At 62.2% G+C, this 24,631-nt stretch carries 25 protein-coding genes; 20 read left to right on the top strand and 5 right to left on the bottom strand.

Translation table 11 applies throughout. The features are described 5' to 3' along the window. Nucleotides 1–4 precede the first annotated feature (4 nt). Nucleotides 5–838, bottom strand: a complete 834-nt coding sequence (locus LQ956_RS09455) for an NAD(+)--dinitrogen-reductase ADP-D-ribosyltransferase (protein ID WP_238629881.1) — start codon at nt 836–838, stop codon at nt 5–7. Between the two features lie 173 nt (nt 839–1,011). Here LQ956_RS09455 and nifH point away from each other — a divergent pair, with 173 nt between their 5' ends. From nifH to LQ956_RS09390, 13 genes are all read left to right on the top strand, one after another. Then, the gene (gene nifH / locus LQ956_RS09450; RefSeq protein WP_238621996.1) at nt 1,012–1,893 is read left to right on the top strand and encodes a nitrogenase iron protein; all 882 of its coding nucleotides are present in this window, start codon (nt 1,012–1,014) and stop codon (nt 1,891–1,893) included. A 132-nt stretch (nt 1,894–2,025) separates the two neighbouring features. Then, nucleotides 2,026–3,495 carry a nitrogenase molybdenum-iron protein alpha chain gene (gene nifD, locus LQ956_RS09445; RefSeq protein WP_238621997.1) on the top strand — a complete coding sequence of 490 codons (1,470 nt, stop codon included), beginning with the start codon at nt 2,026–2,028 and terminating at the stop codon, nt 3,493–3,495. A 99-nt stretch (nt 3,496–3,594) separates the two neighbouring features. After that, on the top strand, nt 3,595–5,166 hold the full coding sequence (nifK, locus tag LQ956_RS09440; protein ID WP_238621998.1) for a nitrogenase molybdenum-iron protein subunit beta: 1,572 nt from the start codon (nt 3,595–3,597) through the stop codon (nt 5,164–5,166). A gap of 73 nt (nt 5,167–5,239) precedes the next feature. Then, the gene (gene nifT, locus LQ956_RS09435) at nt 5,240–5,452 is read left to right on the top strand and encodes a putative nitrogen fixation protein NifT (protein WP_238621999.1); all 213 of its coding nucleotides are present in this window, start codon (nt 5,240–5,242) and stop codon (nt 5,450–5,452) included. A 150-nt stretch (nt 5,453–5,602) separates the two neighbouring features. After that, nucleotides 5,603–6,322: a nitrogen fixation protein NifX gene (nifX, locus tag LQ956_RS09430; protein ID WP_238622000.1), complete on the top strand. Its 720-nt coding sequence runs from the start codon at nt 5,603–5,605 to the stop codon at nt 6,320–6,322. Between the two features lie 226 nt (nt 6,323–6,548). Continuing rightward, complete coding sequence (nifE, locus tag LQ956_RS09425; RefSeq protein ID WP_238622001.1) at nt 6,549–7,961, top strand: nitrogenase iron-molybdenum cofactor biosynthesis protein NifE; 1,413 nt, start codon at nt 6,549–6,551, stop codon at nt 7,959–7,961. Between the two features lies 1 nt (nt 7,962). Further along, on the top strand, nt 7,963–9,393 hold the full coding sequence (nifN, locus tag LQ956_RS09420; protein WP_238629880.1) for a nitrogenase iron-molybdenum cofactor biosynthesis protein NifN: 1,431 nt from the start codon (nt 7,963–7,965) through the stop codon (nt 9,391–9,393). A 10-nt stretch (nt 9,394–9,403) separates the two neighbouring features. Then, on the top strand, nt 9,404–9,844 hold the full coding sequence (locus LQ956_RS09415; protein ID WP_238622003.1) for a NifB/NifX family molybdenum-iron cluster-binding protein: 441 nt from the start codon (nt 9,404–9,406) through the stop codon (nt 9,842–9,844). A gap of 34 nt (nt 9,845–9,878) precedes the next feature. After that, nucleotides 9,879–10,337: a NifX-associated nitrogen fixation protein gene (locus LQ956_RS09410; RefSeq protein ID WP_238622004.1), complete on the top strand. Its 459-nt coding sequence runs from the start codon at nt 9,879–9,881 to the stop codon at nt 10,335–10,337. A gap of 180 nt (nt 10,338–10,517) precedes the next feature. After that, entirely contained in the window at nt 10,518–10,808 is a 291-nt protein-coding gene (fdxB, locus tag LQ956_RS09405) for a ferredoxin III, nif-specific (protein WP_238622005.1), read from the top strand. Nucleotides 10,809–10,835: 27 nt separating this feature from the next. Further along, entirely contained in the window at nt 10,836–11,522 is a 687-nt protein-coding gene (gene nifU / locus LQ956_RS09400; RefSeq protein ID WP_238622006.1) for a Fe-S cluster assembly protein NifU, read from the top strand. A 2-nt stretch (nt 11,523–11,524) separates the two neighbouring features. Next, nucleotides 11,525–12,733, top strand: coding sequence for a cysteine desulfurase NifS (gene nifS, locus LQ956_RS09395; protein WP_238629879.1), 1,209 nt, complete (start codon nt 11,525–11,527; stop codon nt 12,731–12,733). Nucleotides 12,734–12,934: 201 nt separating this feature from the next. Further along, on the top strand, nt 12,935–13,258 hold the full coding sequence (locus LQ956_RS09390) for a cupin domain-containing protein (RefSeq protein ID WP_238622008.1): 324 nt from the start codon (nt 12,935–12,937) through the stop codon (nt 13,256–13,258). A 113-nt stretch (nt 13,259–13,371) separates the two neighbouring features. Here LQ956_RS09390 and LQ956_RS09385 read toward each other — a convergent pair whose 3' ends face one another. Then, a complete protein-coding gene (locus LQ956_RS09385; RefSeq protein WP_238629878.1) occupies nt 13,372–16,602 on the bottom strand; it encodes a bifunctional diguanylate cyclase/phosphodiesterase in 3,231 nt (1,076 codons plus the stop codon). Nucleotides 16,603–17,130: 528 nt separating this feature from the next. Here LQ956_RS09385 and nifV point away from each other — a divergent pair. The 4 genes from nifV to nifM are packed head-to-tail and all read left to right on the top strand — an operon-like array spanning nt 17,131 to nt 19,949. Continuing rightward, on the top strand, nt 17,131–18,276 hold the full coding sequence (gene nifV / locus LQ956_RS09380) for a homocitrate synthase (RefSeq protein ID WP_238623293.1): 1,146 nt from the start codon (nt 17,131–17,133) through the stop codon (nt 18,274–18,276). A gap of 41 nt (nt 18,277–18,317) precedes the next feature. After that, nucleotides 18,318–18,650, top strand: a complete 333-nt coding sequence (gene nifW / locus LQ956_RS09375; protein WP_238623292.1) for a nitrogenase-stabilizing/protective protein NifW — start codon at nt 18,318–18,320, stop codon at nt 18,648–18,650. A 4-nt stretch (nt 18,651–18,654) separates the two neighbouring features. Continuing rightward, nucleotides 18,655–19,107, top strand: a complete 453-nt coding sequence (locus LQ956_RS09370; RefSeq protein ID WP_238623291.1) for a nitrogen fixation protein NifZ — start codon at nt 18,655–18,657, stop codon at nt 19,105–19,107. Further along, nucleotides 19,104–19,949: a nitrogen fixation protein NifM gene (nifM, locus tag LQ956_RS09365; RefSeq protein ID WP_238623290.1), complete on the top strand. Its 846-nt coding sequence runs from the start codon at nt 19,104–19,106 to the stop codon at nt 19,947–19,949. Before LQ956_RS09370 ends, nifM begins: the two co-directional genes overlap by 4 nt. Nucleotides 19,950–20,266: 317 nt before the next feature. Here nifM and LQ956_RS09360 read toward each other — a convergent pair whose 3' ends face one another. Then, complete coding sequence (locus LQ956_RS09360) at nt 20,267–20,965, bottom strand: MBL fold metallo-hydrolase (protein ID WP_238623289.1); 699 nt, start codon at nt 20,963–20,965, stop codon at nt 20,267–20,269. A 166-nt stretch (nt 20,966–21,131) separates the two neighbouring features. On the opposite strand from LQ956_RS09360, the gene LQ956_RS09355 reads away from it, so the two are divergent. Continuing rightward, the gene (locus tag LQ956_RS09355) at nt 21,132–21,803 is read left to right on the top strand and encodes a hypothetical protein (RefSeq protein ID WP_238629877.1); all 672 of its coding nucleotides are present in this window, start codon (nt 21,132–21,134) and stop codon (nt 21,801–21,803) included. 43 nt (nt 21,804–21,846) lie between these two features. Here the strand turns inward: LQ956_RS09355 and LQ956_RS09350 are convergent, their stop codons facing one another. Both LQ956_RS09350 and LQ956_RS09345 read right to left on the bottom strand, forming a co-directional pair. Continuing rightward, entirely contained in the window at nt 21,847–22,047 is a 201-nt protein-coding gene (locus LQ956_RS09350; protein ID WP_238623287.1) for a YgaP family membrane protein, read from the bottom strand. A 47-nt stretch (nt 22,048–22,094) separates the two neighbouring features. Further along, a complete protein-coding gene (locus LQ956_RS09345) occupies nt 22,095–23,393 on the bottom strand; it encodes a citrate synthase (protein ID WP_238623286.1) in 1,299 nt (432 codons plus the stop codon). Between the two features lie 312 nt (nt 23,394–23,705). On the opposite strand from LQ956_RS09345, the gene LQ956_RS09340 reads away from it, so the two are divergent. Both LQ956_RS09340 and bfr read left to right on the top strand, forming a co-directional pair. Beyond that, on the top strand, nt 23,706–23,939 hold the full coding sequence (locus LQ956_RS09340; RefSeq protein ID WP_238629876.1) for a bacterioferritin-associated ferredoxin: 234 nt from the start codon (nt 23,706–23,708) through the stop codon (nt 23,937–23,939). 168 nt (nt 23,940–24,107) lie between these two features. Beyond that, nucleotides 24,108–24,572, top strand: coding sequence for a bacterioferritin (gene bfr / locus LQ956_RS09335; protein ID WP_238621774.1), 465 nt, complete (start codon nt 24,108–24,110; stop codon nt 24,570–24,572). The last annotated feature ends 59 nt before the right edge of the window (nt 24,573–24,631 follow it).

Here is a 24,631-nt window from a genome sequence, read left to right as displayed (position 1 = left end):
GGGCTTACATCAGGCTGACCTTCACCCGGTACACCCCGCCGATCACCAGGTGCTCTCCCTCGCCCTGCAGCACCCCCGGTAGCAGGTCCTGGAAGCAGCAGACCTTGGTCGTTGGCACCTTCACCGTCAGGATGTAGTCCCCGAACTCGTCCGCCCGTTCCCGCACCGCGCTGAAGGCATTCACGTTATTCAACAGCACCAAGGCCTCGCCGCCGGACAGATGGGCCAGCACCTCGTGGTCCGCCAGCCGGTTCACGCCCCGGTACAGGGTGAGATGGGTGCGTGCGGGTGCCCGCCGCCGCAGTTCATACTGGGTGTAGGAGTACAGCAGGTCCAACTGTGATTCCAGGGCATTGGTGTTGTAAACCCCACAGACCCGTTCCTGCATGAACCGCCCGTAGGCCTCCGACTCCGCATCCGGCAGGGGTTCGCGGTGAAAACGGGTGATCAGCCCGAAACGGGATTCCACCCAGCCCTTGACGACCGCCGCCTCCCGGCCATCCGGGTTGAACCACCAGCCCCGGAGGGTGCGCAGGTAATCCGCCCGCGCCCGACCGCCTTCTTCCCCCAGCGTCAGCCCGCAGGCCACCGGATCATCCAGGCAGAAGTGGCCGCGCATGTAGGCCATGAAGTCATGGATACGGACCGCTGCGTCATCCAGCCCATCCAAATGACGCCACAAATCCCCATGCAGGGCCCTGACTCCATCCAGTTCCAGTGGGGCGGGGTGATCCTGGAAGGTGAGGCTGCCCAGGATCACCGCGGGCAGATTGCAGCGATTGATGGGCAGACGGGCTTCAGCGGGTAGGGAAGGGGGCGGCGGGGTGTCGTTATCCATACAGAACGGGGGTCTTTGTCGTGTATCTCACGTGCAATGTCGGATTGTCTAAAGAGTGTTTTTAACTTAATAAACAGAGGCTTATGCATTTATTTTGCGATTGGCACGGGGTTTGCTGAATACAGGGTGCACGCACACCCAATCGCAACAGTCAGGCAGAGGAGAACAAAGCCATGGCCCTTCGTCAATGTGCAATCTACGGTAAAGGCGGTATCGGCAAGTCCACCACCACTCAGAACCTGGTCGCGGCCCTGGCCGAGGCCGGCAAGAAGATCATGATCGTCGGTTGCGACCCCAAGGCCGACTCCACCCGTCTGATCCTGCACGCCAAGGCCCAGGATACCATCATGCAGATGGCCGCCGATGCCGGCAGCGTGGAAGACCTGGAACTGGAAGACGTACTCAAGACCGGCTACGCCGGCATCAAGTGTGTCGAGTCCGGCGGTCCCGAGCCGGGCGTGGGTTGCGCCGGCCGCGGCGTCATCACCGCCATCAACTTCCTCGAAGAGGAAGGCGCCTATGAAGAAGACCTGGACTTCGTCTTCTACGACGTGCTCGGCGACGTGGTCTGCGGCGGTTTCGCCATGCCCATCCGCGAAAACAAGGCCCAGGAAATCTACATCGTGGTTTCCGGCGAGATGATGGCCATGTTCGCGGCCAACAACATCGCCAAGGGGATCGTGAAGTATGCCAGTTCCGGCAGTGTCCGTCTGGCCGGTCTGATCTGCAACAGCCGCAACACCGACCGTGAAGACGACCTGATCGTCGCCCTGGCCGAAAAGCTGGGCACCCAGATGATTCACTTCGTGCCCCGCGACAACGTGGTGCAGCGGGCCGAAATTCGCCGCATGACCGTGATCGAGTATGACCCCAAGGCCAAGCAGGCCGACGAGTACCGGGCACTGGCCCAAAAGGTCATCGACAACAAGCTGTTCGTGGTCCCCACCCCCTGCACCATGGATGAGCTGGAAGACCTGCTGATGCAATTCGGCATCCTGGACGCGGAAGACGAGAGCATCGTCGGCAAGACCGCGGAAGAAGAAGCCACCGCATAAGGGTTCAGGCCGGAAGGGAGGTGCCCCGTGGGGGCCTTCCGCCGGCAGGCGCGCCGCGCAGCGGCGTGTTCATGAGAATTCCACCTGGCGTACGTCCACGGATTAGTGGCGGCGCAAGAGGAGCAAATCGCAATGTGCGCAATGAAACGCGAAGAAGCCGAGGCCCTGATCCAGGAAGTCCTCGAGGTCTATCCGGAGAAAGCCCGGAAGGACCGTGCGAAGCACCTGGCTGTCAGTGATCCCAATACCGAACAGGCCAAGAAGTGCATCGTCTCCAACCGCAAGTCGGTTCCCGGGGTGATGACCATCCGCGGCTGCGCTTACGCCGGTTCCAAGGGCGTGGTCTGGGGTCCCATCAAGGACATGGTCCATATCTCTCATGGCCCCGTCGGCTGCGGCCAGTATTCCCGCGCCGGTCGCCGCAACTACTACACCGGCCACACCGGTGTGAATGTCTTCGGCACCATGAATTTCACCTCCGATTTCCAGGAAAAGGACATCGTCTTCGGCGGTGACAAGAAGCTGGAAAAGCTCATTGACGAGATCCAGACCCTGTTCCCCCTGCACAAGGGCATCAGCATCCAGTCCGAGTGCCCGGTGGGGCTGATCGGTGACGACATCGAATCCGTCTCCAAGAAAAAGGCCAAGGAACTGGAAAAGCCGGTGGTGCCGCTGCGCTGTGAAGGCTTCCGCGGTGTGTCCCAGTCCCTGGGTCACCACATTGCCAACGACGCCATCCGCGACTGGGTGCTGCCCAACCGGGATGATGACAACAGCTTCGAGTCCACCCCCTACGACGTGGCCCTGACCGGTGACTACAATATCGGCGGCGACGCCTGGGCTTCCCGCATCCTGCTGGAGGAAATGGGCCTGCGGGTAGTGGCTCAGTGGTCCGGCGACGGCACCATCTCCGAGCTGGAACTGGCCCCCAAGGCCAAGGTGAACCTGCTGCACTGCTATCGCTCCATGAACTACCTGGCCCGTCACATGGAAGAGAAGTACGGCATTCCGTGGATGGAATACAACTTCTTCGGCCCCACCAAGATCGCCGAGAGCCTGCGCAAGATCGCCTCGCTCTTCGATGAGAAGATCCAGGAAGGGGCGGAGCGGGTGATCGCCAAGTACACGTCCGAGATGAACGCCATCATCGAGAAGTACCGTCCGCGCCTGGAAGGCCGCAAGGTGATGCTCTACGTGGGTGGCCTGCGCCCCCGTCACGTGGTGGGCGCCTACGAGGACCTGGGCATGGAAGTGGTGGGTGCCGGTTACGAGTTTGCTCATAACGACGACTACGACCGCACCATCAAGGACCTGGGTGAAGGCACGCTGCTGTATGACGACGTCACCGGCTATGAGCTGGAAGAGTTCGTCAAGCGGGTGCGTCCCGACCTGGTGGGTTCCGGGATCAAGGAGAAATACATCTTCCAGAAGATGGGCATTCCCTTCCGGCAGATGCACTCCTGGGATTACTCCGGTCCGTACCACGGCTACGACGGTTTTGCCATCTTCGCCCGGGACATGGATATGACCCTGAACAATCCCTGCTGGGACAAGCTCCAGGCCCCGTGGAAGAAAGCTGACGCTGCCGCCAAGGCCGCCTGAACCTGACCGTGGCGCCGCCGTAACCGGCGCCACGGCCACCGACAGATGTCATTCCAGACCGTTCGTCCACAGATTGGTGGCGCGGCAGGAGAAATTACCATGAGCCAGAACGCAGAAAACATCAAACCCTGCTACCCCCTGTTCCAGAGCGAGGAGTATCAGGAAGTCCTGGCCCGCAAGCGGGCCGTCGCCGAGGAGGCCCACAGCCCCGAGAAAGTGCGTGAGATCTTCGAATGGACCACCACGGAAGAGTACAAGGAGCTGAACTTCCAGCGCGAGGCCCTGACCGTGGACCCGGCCAAGGCCTGCCAGCCCCTGGGTTCAGTGCTGTGCTCCCTGGGTTTTGAGAATACCTTGCCCTACGTGCATGGTTCCCAGGGTTGCGTGGCCTATTTCCGCACCTACCTGAACCGGCACTTCCGTGAGCCCGTCGCTTGCGTCTCCGACTCCATGACCGAAGATGCCGCCGTGTTCGGCGGACAGAAGAACATCATGGAAGGCCTGCAGAACGCCAAGGCCCTGTACAAGCCGGCCATGATCTCCATCTCCACCACCTGCATGGCCGAGGTCATCGGTGACGACCTCAATGCCTTCATCGGCAACGCCAAGAAGGAAGGCTACATCCCCGAAGAGTTTCCCACGCCTTACGCCCACACCCCGTCCTTCGTGGGCAGCCACACCACCGGCTGGGACAACATGTTCGAAGGCACCATCCGTTACTTCACCATCAACGACATGGAAGGCAAGGAGCCCGGCAAGAACGGCAAGCTCAACCTGGTACCGGGCTTCGAGACCTACCTGGGCAACTACCGGGTGATGAAGCGCATGATGAAGGAAATGGGGGTGGATGCCACCCTGCTGTGCGACCCGGAGGAGGTGCTGGACACCCCCGCCGATGGTGAGTACCGCATGTATGCCGGCGGTACCACTCAGGAAGAACTCAAGGATGCCCCCAACGCCATCAATACCCTGCTGCTGCAGCCTTGGCAGCTGGAGAAGACCAAGAAGTACGTGCAGGGCACCTGGAACCATGAAGTGCCCAAGCTGAATATCCCCATGGGGGTGGAATGGACCGACGAGTTCCTGATGAAGGTCTCCGAACTCACCGGTCAGCCGATCCCGGCCTCCCTGGAAAAGGAGCGGGGTCGCCTGATGGATATGATCACCGACTCCCACACCTGGTTGCACGGCAAGACCTACGCCCTGTACGGGGACGCGGACTTCGTCATGGGCATGGCTAAGTTCCTGATGGAGCTGGGCGCCGAGCCCAGGCACATCCTGGTGCACCATGCCAACAAGCGCTGGAAGAAGGCCATGGAGAAGGTCCTCTCCGAAAGCCCCTACGGCGCCCGCAGCGAAGTGCATACCAACTGTGACCTGTGGCACCTGCGCTCCCTGGTGTTCACCGACAAGCCGGACTTTTTGATCGGCAACTCCTACGGCAAGTTCATCCAGCGCGACACGCTGGCCAAGGGCAAGGAGTTCGAAGTGCCGCTGGTGCGGATCGGCTTTCCCATCTTCGACCGTCACCACCTGCATCGCATGACCACCCTGGGCTATGAGGGCGGCATGTACATCCTCACCACCCTGGTGAACGCGGTGCTGGAGCGTCTGGACGAAGAGACTCGGATCATGGGCGACACGGACTACAACTACGATCTGGTTCGCTAACCCCACGCGTCCTCATCTTTGCCCCTCTTCCATCCACGGGAGAGGGGCTTACTTCGCCGGAGAGAACACCATCATGCCCAGTGTCATGATCAACAAGACCGAAGCCGGGGGCCTGTCCCTGTACGTCCCCAAGAAGGATCTGGAAGAGATGATCGTTTCCATGGAGCACGAAGGCCCCGGACTCTGGGGTGGGGAACTGACCCTGGCGGACGGTACCCGGTATTACCTGGAGCCCATGGACCCGGAGCCACGGCTGCCCATCACGCTGCGCGCCAAGCGTCTGTGATATTGAAACGGTCATCTTTCAGACAGCGCTGTTTACCCGGCACTGGTCGAAGGTGGCTGCCTGGCAACGGGCTTCGACAGGCTCGGCCCGAACGGCATGGGTTGCCGTGTCAATGAATGAGCCAGATATCGACACCATCAGGAGATTCCCATGTCACCCGACATCCTCAACCGTGAATGCGCCCTGCGTATCGCCCTGGCGAGCCGGGTCCTGCCCGGGGTACAGCTACCGCGCCTGATCGAGGCCATCATCGAGAAGGTGGATGCCCCCATCCGGGAGGATGGCCTGGCCAGGCTCACCGTGGCGGATCTGCGCCAGGCTTTCAAGCGCCCCAAGTCCGAATCAGGGGAGGAGGGCGGCCCCGGCGACGAGGCCCTGGAGATGGCCGTCCGGTATCTCAGTGGGGAACGGGACGTGGAGCCCGGATTGCCCGTCATTGAGGATTACGTGTCCGGTGACATGCCCGATTCCGTACGCATCGCCATGGCCTCCAATACCGGAGAAAAGCTGGACGGACATTTCGGTTCTTGCCTGCGGTTTCTGGTTTATCAGGTGTCCGCCACCGAGGCCCGTTTGGTGGACATCCGCGAGACGGAAACTGCGGATCTGAGCGATGACCGCAACGCCGCCCGTGCCGCCATGGTGAATGACTGCCAAGTATTGTATGTCCAGGGCATCGGTGGTCCCGCCGCCGCCAAGGTGATTCGCGCCGGGGTGCACCCGGTGAAGTTCCCCCGGGGCAGCGTGGCCTCGGAAGTCATCACCCAGTTGCAGGATGTCCTTAAAGGTTCCCCCCCGCCCTGGCTGGCCAAGTCCATGGGACGCCAGCCGCAGACGTTGGAAAAATTCCGTACCGGGCTGGAGGCCTGAATGAATCGCCCTTCTCCCCTCCGGGGGAGAAGGGCCGGGGATGAGGGGGGGGAGCCCCATCCTCCACAATGACACCCTTCCTCCAATCCTCCCGCCATTGTCGCATTCGCAACAATCAATTCGTTCCTGAAAGTCTCAAATAAACAATAGCTTGATGCCATCATCCGGCCTGGCCCACTCCTTGCAATAAATCACGTCAACAACGCGCCAAACGCGGAGGCAAGGCATGAAGGCTCAGGACATCAAGGCACTGCTGGACGAACCGGCCTGTGCCCACAACACCCACAAGCCCAAGGGCGGCTGCACCCGGCCCAAGCCCGGCGCCACCGCCGGCGGCTGTGCCTTCGACGGTGCCCAGATCGCTTTGCTGCCGGTGGCCGATGTGGCCCATATCGTCCATGGCCCCATCGCCTGCGCCGGTAACACCTGGGACAACCGGGGTACACTTTCCTCCGGTGGCCCGGACCTGTTCCGCCTGGGCATGACCACCGACCTTACCGAGCAGGACGTGATCATGGGCCGCTCCGAAAAGCGCCTGTTCCACGCCATCCGCCAGGCCGTGGAGGCCCACCGGCCACCGGCGGTGTTCGTCTACAACACCTGCGTCACTGCCCTCATCGGTGATGACGTGGATGCCGTCTGCAAGGCCGCCCAGGAACGCTTCGAGGTACCGGTGGTGCACGTGGATGCCGCCGGCTTCTACGGCTCCAAGAACCTGGGCAACCGCATCGCCGGCGAGACCATGGTGAAGAAGGTGGTGGGCACGCGGGAGCCGGACCCCATCCCCGACTCCGCGGTTCGCCCCGGCATCCGGGTCCATCAGGTCAATCTCATTGCCGAATACAACATCGCCGGCGAGTTCTGGCACGTGCTGCCCCTGTTCGACGAACTGGGCCTGCGCATCCTCTGCACCCTGTCCGGGGACGCCCGCTTCCACCAGATCCAGTCCATGCACCGCAGTCAGGCCAACATGCTGGTCTGTTCCAAGGCCATGATCAACGTGGCCAGAAAGCTGGAAGAGCGCTACGGCACCCCCTGGTTCGAGGGCAGCTTCTACGGGGTACAGGACATGTCCCAGGCCCTGCGTGACTTTGCCTGCCTGATTGATGATCCGGATCTGACCCGGCGCACCGAGGATCTCATCGCCCGGGAAGAATCCCGCATTGATGCCGCCCTGGCACCGTGGCGGGATCGCCTGCGAGGCAAACGGGTGCTGCTCTACACCGGTGGGGTCAAGTCCTGGTCCGTGGTGTCCGCCCTGCAGGATCTGGGCATGACCGTGGTGGCCACCGGCACCCGCAAGTCCACCGACGCCGACAAGGCCCGGATCCGTCAGCTGATGGGGGAGGACGCGGTCATGATCGAGGACGGCAGTCCCGCCAATCTGCTTCGTATCTACGAAGAGACACAGGCCGACATGCTTATCGCCGGTGGCCGCAACCTCTACACCGCCCTCAAGGCCCGCATGCCCTTCCTGGACATCAACCAGGAACGGGAGCACGCCTATGCCGGCTATGAAGGGATGCTGGAACTGGCCCGTCAGCTGGCCATCACCCTGGAAAGCCCCATCTGGCCCCGGGTCCGTGAACCCGCACCCTGGGATGCCGACGGCATGCCCGTCACCGTGGAGGTCCGCTGACATGCCCGAGATCCTCAAGCGCAACAAGGCCCTGTCCGTCAGCCCCCTCAAGGCCAGCCAGCCCCTGGGCGGCGCCCTGGCGTTCCTGGGCATGGATCGGGCCATGCCCATGTTCCATGGCGCCCAGGGCTGTACCGCCTTTGCCAAGGTATTCCTGGTGCGTCACTTCCGGGAACCCATCCCCCTGCAGACCACCGCCATGGACCAGGTGAGCGCGGTCATGGGGGCGGATGAGGCCCTGCTGGAAGGCCTGGCCACCATCTGCAATAAGTCCGCGCCGGCTCTGATCGGGATCGTCACCACCGGGCTGTCGGAAACGGAAGGGGCCGACATCCACCGGGTGGTGCGGGAGTTCCGGATGCAGCATCCTGAATTCGCCCAAGTGGCGGTGGTGCCGGTGAACACCCCGGATTATTGCGGCTCGGCGGAGACCGGCTTTGCCCTGGCGGTGACCGCCCTCATCGACACCCTGGTGCCCGAGGCGAAGGCGGCCGGGACGGTCCCCGGCAGTCGGCCCCGGCAGCTCAACGTGCTGGTCGGGTCAAGCCTGACCCCGGGCGATGTGGACCATCTCAAGGAGATCATCGAGGCGTTCGACCTGGAACCGGTGGTCCTGCCGGATCTGTCCGCCTCCCTGGACGGTCATCTGGACGAGGCGCGCCTGTCCGCCCTGACCACCGGCGGCACGCCCCTGTCCGCCCTGGCCACTTTGGGGAATGCCCAGGCCACTCTGGTGGTGGGGGCCTCCATGGCCACGGCGGCGGATCTGCTCAAGGCCCGCACCGGGGTGTCGGATCTACGCTTTGACGGCCTGATGGGCATGGATGCCACGGATGAACTGCTGCTGGCCCTGTCCCGGCTCAGCGGCCGGCCGGTGCCGGCGCGCCTGCGCCGCCAGCGCGCCCGTCTGCAGGACGCGATGCTCGACACCCATTTCATGATGGGGCTGGCACGCATTGCCGTGGCCGGCGAGGCGGACCTGCTGGCGGGCTTTTCGGCCCTGCTGCGGGAAGTGGGCAGCGAGGTGGTGGCCGCCGCCGTGCCCGTCAAGGCGCCGGTACTGGATCGCCTTACAGTACGCACCATCAAGATCGGCGACCTGGAAGACCTGGAGGCCATGGCCCGGGAGCAGGGGGCGGAACTGCTCATTGCCAATGCCCATGGGGTGGCCTCGGCCCAGCGACTGGGCATCCCCCTGTTGCGGGCCGGGTTCCCCCAGTATGACTGGCTGGGTGGCTTCCGGCGGACCTGGATCGGCTATGCGGGGGCGCAACAGGCCCTGTTCGATCTTGCCAACCTGCGGGTGGCGTCCCATCACGGCGTGACCCCGTACCGCTCCATCTACGACCGTTCTCCCGACACCGACCTTCCGGAGGGTCCTCGCCATGGGACTTCAGCGTCGCCTGCAGGTGGTTACGCCACCTGTCACTGAGACCGCCGCCATGTCATTGCCAACCTCGATTCTGATTGCCTTTGCCAGTACGGACCTCAAACGGGTGGACCAGCATTTCGGGTCCGCCCAGTGTCTGGCCATCTACCGCCTGGACGGTGAGGGGGCTGCACTGGTGGAGGCCGTGCAGTTCGGTCTGCAGTCCCAGGACGGCCATGAGGACAAGCTGATGGCCAAGTTCGAAGCCCTGCAGGGCTGCGCCGCCGTGTATTGCGAAGCAGCGGGCGCCTCGGCGGTGAAGCAACTCCTGGCCCTGGGGGTACAACCCCTGAAGGTGGCTCACGGGACCCGTATCGGTCCGCTGCTGAGCGAGCTTCAGGATGTGATTCGGGACGGCAGTCCGCCACCCTGGCTGGCCAAGGCCATGCAGCAGGGACGTTCGGACCCGGACCGGTTTGACGCCATGGCCGCCGAGCCATGGGAAGAAGCCTGATCCATCAACCTGTGGACATTTGGGGAAGACATCCATGAGCAATACCACCGCTGATCCCATTCTGGAAACCGATTTCATGAAGGAGATGGTCCGTCAGATGCGGGCCTTGGACACCTTCGGAACCCGGGATGGGCAAGCCGAAGAACAGCTGCTGTCCCAGTTCGTCATCACCCCGGAAAAGCGCAAGGAGATTCCCCTGGTCGCCGACATGGACCGGGCCACCCTGGTACGGGTGAATGCGTTCTACAACGCCGTCGCGGTGCTGATCGAGAAGGAATGCGGCCGCATGGCCACGGTCATGCTCAGCCTGAACGGGGAGGGTTTTGGTCGCGTGATCATCTCCGTGGGCAAGCTGCTGGTGGTGGACAAGACCCTGCGTGACGTCCATCGCTTCGGTTTCGACAGCCTGTCGAAGATGAAGACCGAGTCGGACAAGCTGCTGTCGGTGGCCCTGAACATCGTCGGCGATCACCCGGACGTGGCCGGGATGTAACAAACCAGCCCCTTTCATCGAAAAGGGGCATGACAAACAAGCCCCTCTCCCCTTGCGGGAGAGGGGGTGGGGTGAGGGGAAGGCCCACGGCACGGTGCCACGCCCATCCCTCATCCCCGGCCCTTCTCCCCCTGGGGGAGAAGGGAGACAAAAAACAAACATAGAGAAGAGGCGACACCCATGACCCAGATCACCGGCCTCACCCGGGGCGGGACCCCCTGGACACCGGCCTTCATCACCGAACTCAAGGAAGAAAACTGCATCGGTTGCGGCCGCTGCTACAAGGTCTGCACCCGTAACTGCTTCGAACTGGCGGAACGGGAGGTCGACGATGACGACGATGATTTCGACGACGATGCCTCCATGGTCATGCGCCTGCTGGATGCGATGGACTGCATCGGTTGCCAGGCCTGCGCCAAGGTCTGCCCGAAGAACTGCCATACCCATGCGCCCGCCGCTCTGGCGAGCTGAACGATAGAATCCCGGAGGACAGAAGCCATGTGGGACTATTCCGAAAAGGTCAAAGAGCACTTCTTCAACCCCCGCAACGCCGGTGCGGTCGAAGGGGCTAATGCCATCGGCGAGGTGGGTTCCCTGTCCTGCGGGGATGCCCTTCGCCTCACCCTGAAGGTGGATCCGGAGAGCCAGGTGATCCTGGATGCCGGCTTCCAGACCTTCGGTTGTGGTTCCGCCATCGCCTCCAGCTCTGCCCTGACCGAACTCATCAAGGGCATGACTCTGGATGAGGCCCTGGAAGTGACCAACGAGGACATCGCCGGCTTCCTGGACGGCCTGCCGCCGGAGAAGATGCACTGTTCCGTCATGGGGCGGGAGGCCCTGGAAGCGGCCATCGCCCACTATCGCGGCGAGGTCTGGAAGGATGATCACGAAGAAGGCGCCCTGGTCTGCAAGTGCTTTGCCGTGGATGCCATCAAGATCGAGCAGACCATCCGAGAGAACGGCCTGCGCACGGTCCAGGACGTGACCTTCTACACCAAGGCCGGCGGCGGCTGCAGCGCCTGCCACGAGGGCATCGAGGAGATCCTGGTACGGATGCTGGCCGAACGGGGCGAGGCGTTTGACCCGGAAAACCATGTCACCGCTCAGCCAGCCGATGCCCGTCGTGGGGCTACGGTCCGCACCATGCCGAAGATGTCGGTACGATCCGTGGCCATGGAGGAATGATCATGGAGCCCATCTACCTGGACAACAACGCCACCACCCGGGTGGACCCGGCGGTGGTGGAGGCCATGCTGCCCTTCTTCACCGAGCAGTTCGGCAACCCATCTTCCATCCACAGCTTCGGCAACCGGGTGGGGCACGCCATCAAGCAGGCCCGGGGCCAGGTGCAGTCCCTGCTGGGGGCGGAGCATGATTCGGAGATCGTGTTCACCTCCTGCGGCACCGAGTCCGATTCCACCGCCATCTTCTCGGCGGTGAAGGCCCAGCCCCAGCGCCGGGAGATCATCACCACCGTGGTGGAACACCCGGCCATCCTCAACGTGTGCGAACAACTGGAAAAAGAGGGCTACACCATCCATCGACTACCGGTGGATGGCAAGGGACGACTGGACCTGGACCACTACGCCGTCCTGCTGTCGGACCAGGTGGCCCTGGTGACGGTGATGTGGGCCAACAACGAGACCGGCACCCTGTTCCCGGTGGAAACCATGGCCCGGATGGCACGGGAAGCCGGTGTGATGTTTCACACCGACGCGGTGCAGGTGGTGGGCAAGCTGCCCATCGACCTGAAATCCTCCGCCATCGATATGCTTTCCCTCTCAGGTCACAAGCTGCATGCCCCCAAGGGCATCGGCGTACTCTACCTGCGCCGTGGCCTACGCTTTAGGCCCCTGCTGCGGGGCGGCCATCAGGAACGGGGTCGGCGGGCCGGCACCGAGAACAGTGCCGGCATCGTCGCTCTGGGCAAGGCCGCCGAGCTGGCCATGGGCCACATGGACTTTGAAAACCAAGAGGTTCGTGCCCTGCGGGACCACCTGCAGGCGGGTCTGGCGGCACGCATTCCCCATGCCCTGGTGATGGGGGATCAGGACAACCGGCTGCCCAACACCCTGAACATGGCCTTTGAGTACATCGAAGGGGAATCCATCCTGCTGCTGCTGAATCAGGTGGGGATCGCCGCTTCCAGCGGCTCCGCCTGCACCTCCGGTTCCCTGGAGCCCTCCCACGTCATGCGGGCGATGGGGATTCCCTACACCGCGGCCCATGGTTCGGTGCGGTTTTCCCTCTCCCGCTACAACACCCGGGCCGAGATCGACCGGGTGATCGAAGTCATGCCCGAGATCGTGGCCAGACTGCGCAAGATGTCCCCCTACTGGGGCGTGGACGGCCCGGTCACGGACCCGGAAAAAGTATTTGCGCCTGCGTATGCCTGATTTGGGATGCGATCGGTCTCTCAGGAAAGTCCCTCTCCCTCTGTGGGAGAGGGGTAGGTGCTGGGCGCTGGGCGCCAATCAACCCTCCCGTCGCTATAAATCTGTTTTACGGTGGATTAATGTTCAGCGCCGCCTGGTATGCTAAGTGATTGATGAAGAACGGGTGGTTAAAGTTCTCCGGCTCTGGAATCGCTACGAATAATGCATAAAGCGCTGAATATATTTGATTCGCTTCCCAAGGACCTTAAATCAGAGGTTTTTGAAGATATTGTTCGTTCTTCACCGGTGAGAATTGAACGTATTGTTTCCAAGGGGCATGCCTCACCTGATAGCGGATGGTACGATCAGGACGAGAACGAATGGGTAATGGTTGTCGAGGGTAAGGCATCCTTGATTTTTGAAGATGGATCGAAATGTGACTTATCAGCGGGTGACTACATTAATATACCGGCACACGTCAAACACAAGGTGGCCTGGACAGATCCAGATGAGATCACCGTTTGGCTGGCTGTTTTCTATAAGTAGTAAAAATCCACATACTTTTTCCTGACGCCAGTCCAGGTGTTCGGCGGAGTCGTGGGCCTCCCAAAATCTCGCTCTACTGCTTCAGTTTTGAACTCAGGTATCTTTCAACTCGCTCATCTACTTCCAGGCCGCTTATCCGCATCCGGCCGGGGGTTAGCCCGTATCGGGGAGCTTGCCCGCTGGGTGGGAGGGGTCCGGTTCGGGATGGCCTCCTGGATGATCCCCACCGGCCCCGGGCGGCCAAAATAATAGCCCTGGTGGGTGTGGCAGCCATTGCGGCTTAGCCACTCCCAGTGTTCCCGGGTTTCTACCCCCTCGGCGATCACCCTCAGGCCGAGTGTACCTGCCAGGGCCACGATGGTCCGGGCAATGGCCGCGTCGTTGGGATCGTTGAGCACATCGCGGACGAACGACTGGTCGATCTTCACGTCGTCCAGGGGTAGGCGCTTGAGATAGCTCAAGGAAGAGTAGCCCGTGCCGAAGTCATCCAGGGCAAACGTGACGCCCCGGGCCCGTAACTGCCGCATCTTGCCGATCACTTCCTCCACGTCCTCCAGTAACAGGCTTTCGGTGATCTCCAGCTTGAGACGGTGAGGGTCGGCACCGGTGGTATTCAGTGCCCGCAGCACACCCGGCACGAAGTCCGGATGCCGGAACTGGCGGGCGCTCACGTTAGCCGCGACCTTCAGGTGTTTCAGGGAAGGGTCCCGGGCCCATTCGGCCAATTGGGCACAGGCGGTCTCCAGCACCCACTGCCCCAGGGGCAGGATCAGCCCCGTGTCCTCCGCCAGGGCAATGAACTCTCCGGGGGGCACCAGGCCCCGATCCGGGTGCCGCCAGCGCAGCAGGGCTTCGGCACCCGTTAACTGGCCGTCGTCGTCCACCAGGGCCTGATAATGCAGCAGGAACTGTTCTTCCGTGAGCGCCCGGCGCAGGTCGCTTTCCAGGGCGGCTCGAGCCGTCACTGAGGCCTGCATTGCCGGGTCGAACAGCCGCTGGGTGTTGCGCCCTGCCGCCTTGGCCTGATACATGGCCAGGTCGGCCCGCTTCATGAGTTCGTCCACGCTCACCGGCTCACGATGAAACAGGGTGATGCCGACACTGGCGGTGCTGTGATGCTCCTGGCTGCCGAGGAGATAGGGATGGTTCAGAGCAGCCAGGATCTTGTCGGCGACAATCTCTGCCTGTTGCGTGGCCTCCTGGGCTTCGTGGCTGAGTCTGTGCAGCATGACCACAAACTCATCTCCACCCAAACGGGCCACGGTGTCGGCCTTGTGCACGCAGCCGCTGATGCGCCTGGCCGCCTGCGTGAGCAGGCGGTCACCCTGGTCATGACCCAGGGTGTCGTTGAGGATCTTGAAGTTGTCCAGATCGATGAACAACAGCGCTCCATGATGGTTCTCGTGCCGGCAGAGGTCGACGGACGCCTCCAAGCGTTCGGTGAGCAGGCGCCGGTTGGGCAACTGGGTCAGCGGGTCGTAGAAAGCCAGGGTTCTGATCTCGTCCTCGGCCTGCTTGCGGGCGGTGATATCCCGGGCGATCCCCTGGAAGCCGGTGATCTGGCCCGCCTCGTCCCGTGAGGGTAGGGCACTGGAGCTATGCCAGCGCCAACTGCCATCCGAATGCTGCACCCGGTATTCGATATCCTGCACATGGTGGCCGTGGTGCATGACGTCGGCAAACGTCTGCCGGCAGATGTGGAGATCCTCCGGGTGGACGAATTCGGAGAAATGGCGACCCAGGACACTTTCAGGATCGTGACCCATGAGGGTCTTCCAGCTGGGCGAAACGAACCGGATATGTCCATCGGGGGAAAACAGATAGATGATGTCGTAACTGTTTTCCACCAGAAAGCGGTATTTCTCCTCGGAACGCCGCAGATCCATTTCCGTGTGCTTGCGCGCCGTGATGTTGTCGAAGATGGCGGCGAAACTGCCCGGGCCGATCTGGAAGGCGCCGATGCTGAAATACTGATCCACGGACTCCAGGTGCTGCTCAAAGGCTATAGCCCCTCCCGTGAGCGCCACCTGCCCGAATCGACGAATCAGCAGCGGCAGCTCCGGCACCGGGTAGATCTCGGTGGCGCGTCGACCCAGTACGTCGGCGACCTTCATGCCGGTGTGGTTCTCGAAGGCCGGATTGGCCATGGTGAAGACGTAGTCGCATGGTTCGCCCCGCTCATCCAGGATGATGTCGTGCATGGCCGCACCACTGAGGGAGTTGTCGAACAAGGCCCGAAAGCGTTCCTCGCTGGACTTGATGGCCCGTTCCGCCAACTGACGCTCATGGATCCCCTGGCTCAGTATCTGGTTGGCGTTTTCCAGGGAGCGATGACTGCGCTGGAGTTCCAGATCGGACCGCAGGGTGCGCAGATAGCCGTGCAGTAACAGCAAACCCAGGCCGGCAATGACCAGCCAGGCGAGGCTCAACGTCCACAATTTCCGCCACCAGGCGGCCATGATCGTGTGTCGCGCCTCGCCGGCCACCACCAGGAAGGGCAGATCTCGCACTATCTGGGCCGTGTAGGAGCGGTGCATCCCGTCCACCGGCGAGACAATGTTGAAATGCACGGTATCCAACGCGTTATGGAGCAGGGGTTCCACTTCGCCGTCCCCCACCGGGTGACCGAGCTGGGCTTCGAAGTCCGGGACGCTATCCCGGGGTCGCCGTGCCAGCAACCTGCCCTCGCGATCCAGGATGGTCAGACTGCTACCGGGTGTGAGCTCGGTACGCTCCAGCCAGTGGTCGAAAAACCCCAGGTCCAGCCGTACCCCCAGCAGCCCGGCAAACCGGCCCTCGGTATCACGAAGGGCCTGGGCATGGGCGACGAGAAACCGTTTGCCCTCAGGGGACCAGAAGGTGCGGGAAACCTGGCGCTCCAGGCCGGGATCAGCGCGCAGGGCCTGAAAATGGCTGTGATCGCTGATGTCGTGATCGATCTCTTGGGGGCCGCCGGAGGTATGCGTCATCACCCCTTCGTGATCGAACAGGGCGATGGCCTGGGCATGGGGCAGGAGACGCAGATGCCGTTCGAGCCACTGGTTGATTCGGGCGTGGGCTTCGGGGTCGTCATCGGGCGGAGGGAGGTGCTCGGGGCGGATCTCGCCGGCCATGCTGCTGAGCAGGGCACCGCTGGTCTCAAAGGCGGCATACAGCCATTCGCTCACCAGTACGCTGGTGGAATGGGTGCGCTGGCGGGCGGCCTCCATGTCCTGCGCTCTGGAGGTGGTCAGGTCCCAGGCGATCACCAGGGCCAGCGCCAGGCAAAAGCCCAGATAGAGTATCCAGGCCTTGAGCGCGATGTGACGGTGCTGGTCATCCCCAGGCGGCGGGCTTTGGGTCACCGAGGTTGTTCTGGCGCAGGCATCTAGGATATCTCCCGAAACGTGTATGGAGGCGGGTCACTCTGGTGTCGCCATGGCCGGCCCCGACGGGAAGTGTCTTCCCCACTTATATCATTTACCGTGCGCGCGAATTCACGATCAGGATGGAACCCTGCCATTCTTCCGACCGATGGCGGTTGCCGCTTCCAGCTTGACCGTTTTAAGGGCGGGACACGCCCGGTTCGCCTGTGAAGTGAGCGATGCAGTCAGGTCGCCAGCAGCAGGAACCCACCGAGGTGATTCAACCCTGGCGGGCTGAACACGGTAGGAATCCCCTTCGTTTTCGCCCTCGGGCGGCGAGCATCAGCGAGAGGGAGGGGAGGATGTCAAGGTAAGGTGCTTTGTAGTAAATCCCACAATCTACCCCGTCAGGTCACACAACCACCATCACTCCGTCATTAAATAATCATTCCAAATCATTAGGTTGATGACCTGGCACGATAATCGCTAAATCCTCTGCATGGCCCTACCAGCCCAACGAGGACATCCATGACCACCCCGCCCGGCATCGTCATCGACGACACCACCCTGAGAGACGGCGAACAATCCGCTGGCGTGGCCTTCAATGACGCCGAGCGCGTGGCCATCGCCAAGGGGCTGGACGACCTGGGCGTTCCCGAGCTGGAAATCGGCATTCCCTCCATGGGCCCCGAGGAGCGGGAATCCATCGCCCTGCTGGCTCAGCTGGGACTCAAGGCCCGTCTGCTGGTGTGGAGCCGCATGCGCGCCGATGACCTGGCCGACTGCGCGGATCTGGGGGTTCAGATGGTGGATCTGTCCATACCGGTTTCGGATCAGCAGATCCAGCGCAAGCTGGGTCGGGATCGTGACTGGGTGCTGAAGAGCATCCGTCGGCACGTGGCCCAGGCCCTGGAGCTGGGACTGGAGGTGGGTGTGGGGGGAGAAGATGCCTCCCGGGCCGATTCCGATTTCCTCTGCCAAGTGATAGAAACCGCCCAGGCCGCCGGGGCGCGGCGTTTCCGCTTCGCCGATACCGTGGGCATCATGGAACCCTTCGGCGTGCTGGCGCGTATCCGGCAGCTTCGCGCCGTCTCCGATCTGGAGATCGAGATGCATGCCCACGATGACCTGGGCCTGGCCACCGCCAACACCCTGGCTGCCGTCCTCGGCGGCGCCACCCACGTGAACACCACCGTCAACGGTATCGGTGAACGGGCCGGTAACGCCGCCCTGGAAGAGGTGGTCATGGGGCTGCGCCGGCTCCACGGCATCGAGACCGGCGTGGAGCTGCGCCGCTTTCCGGCCCTGTCCCACCTGGTGGAGACCGCTTCCGGCCGTCCCATCCACTGGCAGAAGAGCCTGGTGGGGGAGGGGGTGTTCACCCACGAGGCCGGCATTCATGTGGACGGCCTGCTCAAGGACCCCGTCAATTATCAGGGGGTGGACCCGGCTGAGCTGGGGCGGGAGCACCGCCTGGTGCTGGGCAAGCACTCCGGCGCCCATGGCGTGATGGCGGCCTATGCGCGTATGGGGGTGACACTGGACAAGGCCCAGGCAGCCCTGCTGCTGAGCCGTCTGCGTCGATCCGTTTCCCAATCCAAGCGGCCGCCGACGGAGCATGAGCTGGCCACCTGGTATGCGGAACTCACCCATCTAAGCGGGGCTGTGGCATGAGGCCTCCTCTTTCGTTGATATCCACCATCGAGGTCTGAACCATGACTGACACCACCGAACTTGAAGAAGACCTGCAGGAAATGGGGTCCGCCGAGGAGTTTCTGGAGTATTTCAACATTCCTTACGATGAAGCCGTCGTACGGGTGAATCGCCTGCATATCCTGCAGCGTTTTCATGATTACCTCTCCGGCACTCTGGACAACCTGCCCACGGACCTGTCGGCCCGTCGGGATGTCTATCGCAGTCTGCTGATGCAGGCCTATGCGGACTTCGTGGAATCCGATGCCCGCACCGAAAAGGTGTTCAAGGTCTTCAAACGAGCGGCCCCGGGCGTCACCGTGGTGCCGCTGGAACAGGCATTCATCCGGAGATAGTCCCATGGAGCAATATCGAGAATACGGTGAGCAGGTCAGGGTGGTTCGACCCTTGCGCAACGACGGCACCTATCCCGGCATGGACCGGGGCGAGCTGCTGGTGCCTAGGGGCAGTGTCGGGGTGGTCATCGGCAGGGGCACCTTCCTGCAGGATCAGGTGATCTACACCGTCAACTTTCTGGACGCGGGCCGTGTGGTGGGCTGCCGCCAGGAAGAACTGATCGACGCCGATGCCCACTGGGTGCCCACCCGGTACGAGTTTCGCGACAAGGTCACCCCGGCGATCCCCCTGGGCATCAACGGCGAGGCGGTGGTGGCGCCGGGGACCGTGGGCGAGGTCTGCAAGGTCCTGCGGGATCTGCCCGATGGTGTGGCCTATCACGTGAACTTTGACGGACGGGTCCTGCAGGTGCCGGAAAAGGCGCTGACCGACCCGTCCGAGGAGTACCCTTCATGACCCTTGTACTGGAACAGCGTCCCGAACTGCTCTACATCGAACTGCGGGCCGCCCTGGACTACTTCAGTAAGCCCCTGGGCAGTCTCTCCGATGACGAGCGCAAGATCGTTCGCAATCGTGCCCTCAAGGCCTATGACATCGGCGCGCGTGCCCTGGCCTCCAGCGAGGCCAGGGATATCCATGTGCCCGAGGGGCAGGTGATCCGGGCCTTGCAGGAGATCGAGTCGCGCTATCCGGAGCCGAAGCAGTTCCAGGAAGAGCTGCGGCACCATGGCCTGGACCGGGAGGCCCTGCGGCAGGCCCTTTACCGGGAGTTGCGTCTGGAGGTCCTGCTGGAGCGGGTTGCCGCCCGGGCCGAACCGGTGACGGACGAGGAGGTGACCCGATACTATGAGTGCCACAAGACCCGGCTGGAGCGCCCGGAGACCCGCACGGTGAGGCAGATCCTGATCACCATCAATCCGGATTACCCTGAAAATACCTCGGAGGCGGCCCGGGCACGTCTCGAGATGATCCGTGACACTTTGCTCAGTGACCTGGGGACCTTCGCCGATCTGGCCATGCGCCATTCCGAGTGTCCCAGCGCCCTCAAGGGCGGTCTGCTGGGGCGGATGCCCGAGGGGAATCTTTACCCGGAACTGGATGACGTGCTGTTCAAGATGGCGGCCGGCACGGTGAGCGACCCGGTACAGACGGAGGTGGGCCTGCATCTGCTCTACTGCGAAACCATTCACCCCCCCGGGCTGGTCACTTTGGACGAAGCCGGAGGCCGCATCCGTCAGGTACTGGAGCAGCGGCGCCAGGCCAATTGCCGGCGGGCTTGGCTGGAGTCCCTGGGGTGACCCACTCCCTTTGGGTTACTCCCCGACCTGTTCGTTACTCCCCGACCTGTCCCGCACACCTTAAACCCCTGTCCGTTACCTAATTCCATGTCCGTCACTCCGGCCCTCTTTCCGTCACCCCCGTCCCTTCTGCCGTCACTCCCGTCCCCTTCTGCCGTCACTCCCGCGAAAGCGGGAGTCCATGATTTTCAGCCTGCCACTGGATTCCCGCTTGCGCGGGAATGACGATCCGGGGCATCAGCAGCATCACTTGCGGGAATGACGATCCGGGGCGTCAGCAGTCTCCTCGCCGGAATGGCGATGCTGCGGCATGCGCATTACCGCAACCTCACCGGCCCATAGGGCATATCTCGTATTTGATCATGGTCATGCATCCGATACCGGGTGAATGCCGCCACGTCATCAAACTGCATGAACGGATTCCCCTCCGCCTGTTCCTCCAGTGTGGACTGCGGCTTCACGCCGTAGTCGTGGCCCGGATGGATCAGGGTATCGCCGGGTAGTGTCTGCCGCAGGCGGGCCAGGGTATGGAACATGACGGCGGGGTCCCCTCCCTTCAAGTCACAGCGACCGCAGCCGAAAACAAACAGGGTGTCACCGCTGATGAGGTCATCGCCCAAGTGGTAGCAGGCCGATCCCGGCGTATGCCCGGGGGTATGCAGCACCCGGATCGTGGTGTCGCCCAGAGGGATCAGATCACCGTCCTGGTGCAGGTGTGCATCCGCCGGGCAGTCGCTCCATAGCGCAGCCTCGGCCCGGAGCAGATGCACCCGGGCATCAGGGGCCTGTGTCCGCAGGCGCTCAAGGCCGTTGACGTGATCCTGATGGGTATGGGTGAGCAGGATATGGGTGATCTGCAGTCGTCGGGCGCGGGCCAGATCGGTGATTTCTTCCACTTCCCAGGCTGGATCAACCACGGCAGCGGTGCCGGAGGCGCTATCCTCAATAAGATAGATCCGGTTGCTCATGGGGCCCAGTTCCAGGGCGTGGATCCGGTAAGGCTTGTCATTAGTCATGAAAGGGCTCCCAAATGCCGAACATGGGCCGGCCGGTTGGCCGGGCAGGGGTCCATGTTACTGGAACAGGCAGGTATATTGACCGGGAAGAGCGTGGGGCCGATCGGAAGGAGGTGCTGGCAGGATGAACGAGGAGACAGACCCGAGCGAAAAGGCATCTCCATTGGTGGACCGTCTGGCCCGGCCTGCGGCGGCAATAGCCATGATGGCGGCCGCTCTGGCGGCATTGCTGCATCTTTTGACGGTCCTGCTGTTGGCGTTGTTTGAAGCGGCCCTGAAGAGGGACTTCAGCTTCAGCACGCCCGACATGGATGCCCAATTGTTGGCCGGCATCCTCGTGCCCGTATTCTGGCAGCATGGGCTGCCGGTGGGTCTTGGGACCCTGCTGATGCTGGCGGCGGCTGGAACCGTGCTGTACGGGCAGGGCCGGCGCTGGGCAGAGATGGCCGGGGTGGGCGGGGTGCTGCTGGCGGTCTATTTGACCGTCATGGGGGTGTCGGCATGGGTGCCGGGGTTGATATTTCTCGGCGGCGTGGCTGCTCTTGGCATCAGCCCGTGGCTTCAGGGGCCGTCATTGAAAGATGCCTTGCCGTTGCCCGCGAACACGGCCAAGGAGCCTGAGCCGACGCTGGAGATGTTGCTGCGACGGAAACCGGGTGACCCATCGGATAACGGCGGGCGTTCGGGTGCCCCCGGAACGTCTCGTGCGAACGGCGTTGCAAAGGGTGGGAAGCGTCGCCTTGGCAGGGCAGAGGACAGGGAATGGAATGAGCCGGCCATCCAGTTGCAGCGGATTCTGCCGCCGGGGACGAATTATGGTCGGACAAGAACGAAATAAACCGGTGCGCCCTTAAGGGCGCACCGATCAGAGCCGCTTTAGATCAATCGAACGCCTGCCCCGGCTTGAAGCCGGCCTTCTTCAGCACGATGGCCAGCGGGCAGAACCCGGTGAAGGCCGACTGCAGAAGGTTCAGGCCCACAAAGGCGGTCAGCCAAAGCCACAGCGGGCTGGCCAGGGACAGCAGCAGGCTGAGCAGGATCATTCCACCGGCAAAGGCAAATACAGCACGATCAATCGTCATGGGCATGGCTCTCCTGTTTTTTAGGTTTTCCTAATATACAGGTGGATCTAGCGCTTCTCAATGGGCACGTAGTCCCGGGCGGCTGCGCCGGTGTAGAGCTGACGCGGGCGACCGATACGGGATTCTGGGTCCTGCATCATCTCGCACCAGTGGGCGTTCCAGCCGACGATGCGCGCCAGGGCGAAAATGGCGGTGAACATGTTCAGCGGGATGCCCATGGCCCGCAGGATCAGACCGGAGTAGAAGTCCACGTTGGGGTACAGCTTGCGCTCCTTGAAGTAGTCGTCTTCCGTGGCGATGCGCTCCAGCTCCATGGCCACCTCGAACAGGGGCTGGTTGTCGGCACCCATCTGCGCCAGCAGTTCGTGACACATCTTGCGGATGATCCGGGCCCGCGGATCGTAGTTCTTGTACACCCGGTGCCCAAAGCCCATCAGACGGAAGGGATCATCCTTGTCCTTGGCGCGGTTGACGAAATGATCCACGCCCTGACCGCTTTCCACGATCTGCTCCAGCATGCGTACCACCGCCTCATTGGCGCCGCCGTGCAGGGGACCCCACAGGGAGGTGATGCCGGCGGACACGGCGGCAAACGGGTTGGCCTCGGAGCTGGCGGATAGCCGCACGGTGGAGGTGGATGCGTTCTGCTCGTGGTCGGCATGCAGGATCAGGATCAGATCCAGGGCCTTGGCGAAGATGGGATTGGGCTCGTAACGCTCGGTGGGGACACCGAACATCATGCGCAGGAAGTTCTCGGCGTAGCCCAGTTCGTTATCCGGATACAGAAAGGGTTGGCCGATGGCGTACTTGTAGGACCAGGCGGCGATGGTGGGCATCTTGGAGATCATGCGGTGGGCCGAGATCTCCCGATGCCGGGGATTGTGCACATCGGTGCTGTCGTGGAAAAAGGCGGACAGGGCACCGAACACGCCGACCATGATGGCCATGGGGTGGGCATCGTGGCGGAAACCGTCATAGAAACGGCGAATGGCCTGATGCGGCATGGAGTGCTTCTGGATGATGCGAGTGAAATTTTCCAGCTCGGTGGCGGTGGGCAATTCACCGTAGAGCAGCAGGTAGCAGGTTTCCAGGTAGCTGCTGTGTTCGGCCAACTGCTCGATGGGATAGCCGCGGTACATCAGGATGCCCTTGTCGCCATCGATGTAGGTGATGTCGCTGCGACAGCTGGCGGTGGACATGAACCCCGGGTCGTAGGTGAAGTAGCCCAGTTCCTTGGACAGGGGGCGGATGTCCACGGTGGCGGGACCGACGGTGCCCTCCAGGACGGGTAGCTCTACCTGCTTGCCGGTTGCGTTATCAATGACCGTGACGGTACGGGGTTTCATGAGTTGTCCTCGTCATCCGTTGTTCAGTTTGGAGGTTCAGGGACCTGTCAGGTCCCGACCCTTATTCTTGTGACCAGCCCTTGCAGGTGGCCCCGAGGGGGCACACTTTATTGCGATGCAGCACCCTGAGTCCATGTTTTCCTGCAAGAAAAGGGCGGTGTTCAGGAGATGCCCGGTTGGTCCAGATCGTGCTTTCTAACCGGTTAGACGGCGATGCGCAAGAAAATCAGATCAGATGATATTGACATTGATTACCATTCAGGAGCAAATTCCTAGCTGTGGTGTCGGATAAACTGGCGAGGATTTAACGGCATGTATGTCTGTCTTTGCAAGGGAATTACGGATCATCAGATCCGCCGGGCGGTGGCCGAAGGCGCCGATAGCATGCGGGATCTGCGCCGACAGCTCGGGGTCTGCACCGACTGTGGTAAATGTGGCGTTTGCGCTAATCGTCTGCTTCGCGACACCCTGAATACGGCGCCCGCCGTCAATATGCCTCTGGCAGATGTGCCGCGGTGTGACGTGCCGCGGTGTGTGGTGGGCTGAGGACTGCCCGCTGTGGTGGGTAGCGGGTGACGTCCTTGCGGTCTTGGGTTAAACTTTTAGAGTAATTCTAAGTCTTTATTGGAAAGGCAAGCTATAGAGCAAGCTATAGAGAGCTATAGAGATAGAGGTGCCGATCCAGGCCCAATCCGCTTTAAAGGAGATCCCACCATGAAAGGCGACAAGAAAGTCATCGAATACCTGAACAAGGCCCTCAAAGGCGAACTCACCGCCATCAACCAGTATTTTCTGCACGCCCGCATATTCAAGAACTGGGGGCTGACCAAGCTGGACGAATACGAATATCACGAGTCCATCGATGAAATGAAGCATGCGGACAAGCTCATCGAGCGCATCCTGTTCCTTGAGGGCCTACCCAACCTGCAGGATCTGGGCAAGCTTTACATCGGTGAAAACACCAAGGAAATCCTGGAGTGCGACCTCAAGCTGGAGCATGAGGGGCATGCCGTTTACAAGGAGGCCGTGGCCTACGCGGAGAAGGTGGGAGACTATCCCAGCCGGGATCTGTTTGCCGCCATCCTGGCCGAGGAGGAGGAGCACATCGACTGGATCGAGACTCAGCTGGAGCTGATAGAGCGCCTGGGACTGACCAAGTACGAACAGTCCATGCTGTAGTCGGGGTCCACCGTGGGGAACCAGTTCCCCACGGTCCTCTCGCAAAAAACCGCCCGGGA

It is taken from the genome of Ectothiorhodospira lacustris (assembly GCF_022227845.1).
In the GTDB taxonomy this organism is placed as follows: domain Bacteria; phylum Pseudomonadota; class Gammaproteobacteria; order Ectothiorhodospirales; family Ectothiorhodospiraceae; genus Ectothiorhodospira; species Ectothiorhodospira lacustris.
This window is presented reverse-complemented; position numbering and strand designations above follow the sequence as displayed.

Excerpts from the sequence above, each read along its gene's own strand:
- nifT (WP_238621999.1), top strand. The coding sequence starts at position 5,240 with ATGCCCAGTGTCATGATCAACAAGACCGAAGCCGGGGGCCTGTCCCTG.
- fdxB (WP_238622005.1), top strand. The coding sequence starts at position 10,518 with ATGACCCAGATCACCGGCCTCACCCGGGGCGGGACCCCCTGGACACCG.
- LQ956_RS09415 (WP_238622003.1), top strand. The coding sequence starts at position 9,404 with ATGTCATTGCCAACCTCGATTCTGATTGCCTTTGCCAGTACGGACCTC.
- LQ956_RS09340 (WP_238629876.1), top strand. The coding sequence starts at position 23,706 with ATGTATGTCTGTCTTTGCAAGGGAATTACGGATCATCAGATCCGCCGG.
- nifU (WP_238622006.1), top strand. The coding sequence starts at position 10,836 with ATGTGGGACTATTCCGAAAAGGTCAAAGAGCACTTCTTCAACCCCCGC.
- nifW (WP_238623292.1), top strand. The coding sequence starts at position 18,318 with ATGACTGACACCACCGAACTTGAAGAAGACCTGCAGGAAATGGGGTCC.
- nifK (WP_238621998.1), top strand. The coding sequence starts at position 3,595 with ATGAGCCAGAACGCAGAAAACATCAAACCCTGCTACCCCCTGTTCCAG.
- LQ956_RS09345 (WP_238623286.1), bottom strand. The coding sequence starts at position 23,393 with ATGAAACCCCGTACCGTCACGGTCATTGATAACGCAACCGGCAAGCAG.
- nifE (WP_238622001.1), top strand. The coding sequence starts at position 6,549 with ATGAAGGCTCAGGACATCAAGGCACTGCTGGACGAACCGGCCTGTGCC.
- nifM (WP_238623290.1), top strand. The coding sequence starts at position 19,104 with ATGACCCTTGTACTGGAACAGCGTCCCGAACTGCTCTACATCGAACTG.
- LQ956_RS09360 (WP_238623289.1), bottom strand. The coding sequence starts at position 20,965 with ATGACTAATGACAAGCCTTACCGGATCCACGCCCTGGAACTGGGCCCC.
- nifN (WP_238629880.1), top strand. The coding sequence starts at position 7,963 with ATGCCCGAGATCCTCAAGCGCAACAAGGCCCTGTCCGTCAGCCCCCTC.
- nifD (WP_238621997.1), top strand. The coding sequence starts at position 2,026 with ATGTGCGCAATGAAACGCGAAGAAGCCGAGGCCCTGATCCAGGAAGTC.
- nifS (WP_238629879.1), top strand. The coding sequence starts at position 11,525 with ATGGAGCCCATCTACCTGGACAACAACGCCACCACCCGGGTGGACCCG.
- LQ956_RS09410 (WP_238622004.1), top strand. The coding sequence starts at position 9,879 with ATGAGCAATACCACCGCTGATCCCATTCTGGAAACCGATTTCATGAAG.
- nifH (WP_238621996.1), top strand. The coding sequence starts at position 1,012 with ATGGCCCTTCGTCAATGTGCAATCTACGGTAAAGGCGGTATCGGCAAG.
- LQ956_RS09455 (WP_238629881.1), bottom strand. The coding sequence starts at position 838 with ATGGATAACGACACCCCGCCGCCCCCTTCCCTACCCGCTGAAGCCCGT.
- LQ956_RS09370 (WP_238623291.1), top strand. The coding sequence starts at position 18,655 with ATGGAGCAATATCGAGAATACGGTGAGCAGGTCAGGGTGGTTCGACCC.
- LQ956_RS09390 (WP_238622008.1), top strand. The coding sequence starts at position 12,935 with ATGCATAAAGCGCTGAATATATTTGATTCGCTTCCCAAGGACCTTAAA.
- bfr (WP_238621774.1), top strand. The coding sequence starts at position 24,108 with ATGAAAGGCGACAAGAAAGTCATCGAATACCTGAACAAGGCCCTCAAA.
- nifV (WP_238623293.1), top strand. The coding sequence starts at position 17,131 with ATGACCACCCCGCCCGGCATCGTCATCGACGACACCACCCTGAGAGAC.
- nifX (WP_238622000.1), top strand. The coding sequence starts at position 5,603 with ATGTCACCCGACATCCTCAACCGTGAATGCGCCCTGCGTATCGCCCTG.
- LQ956_RS09350 (WP_238623287.1), bottom strand. The coding sequence starts at position 22,047 with ATGACGATTGATCGTGCTGTATTTGCCTTTGCCGGTGGAATGATCCTG.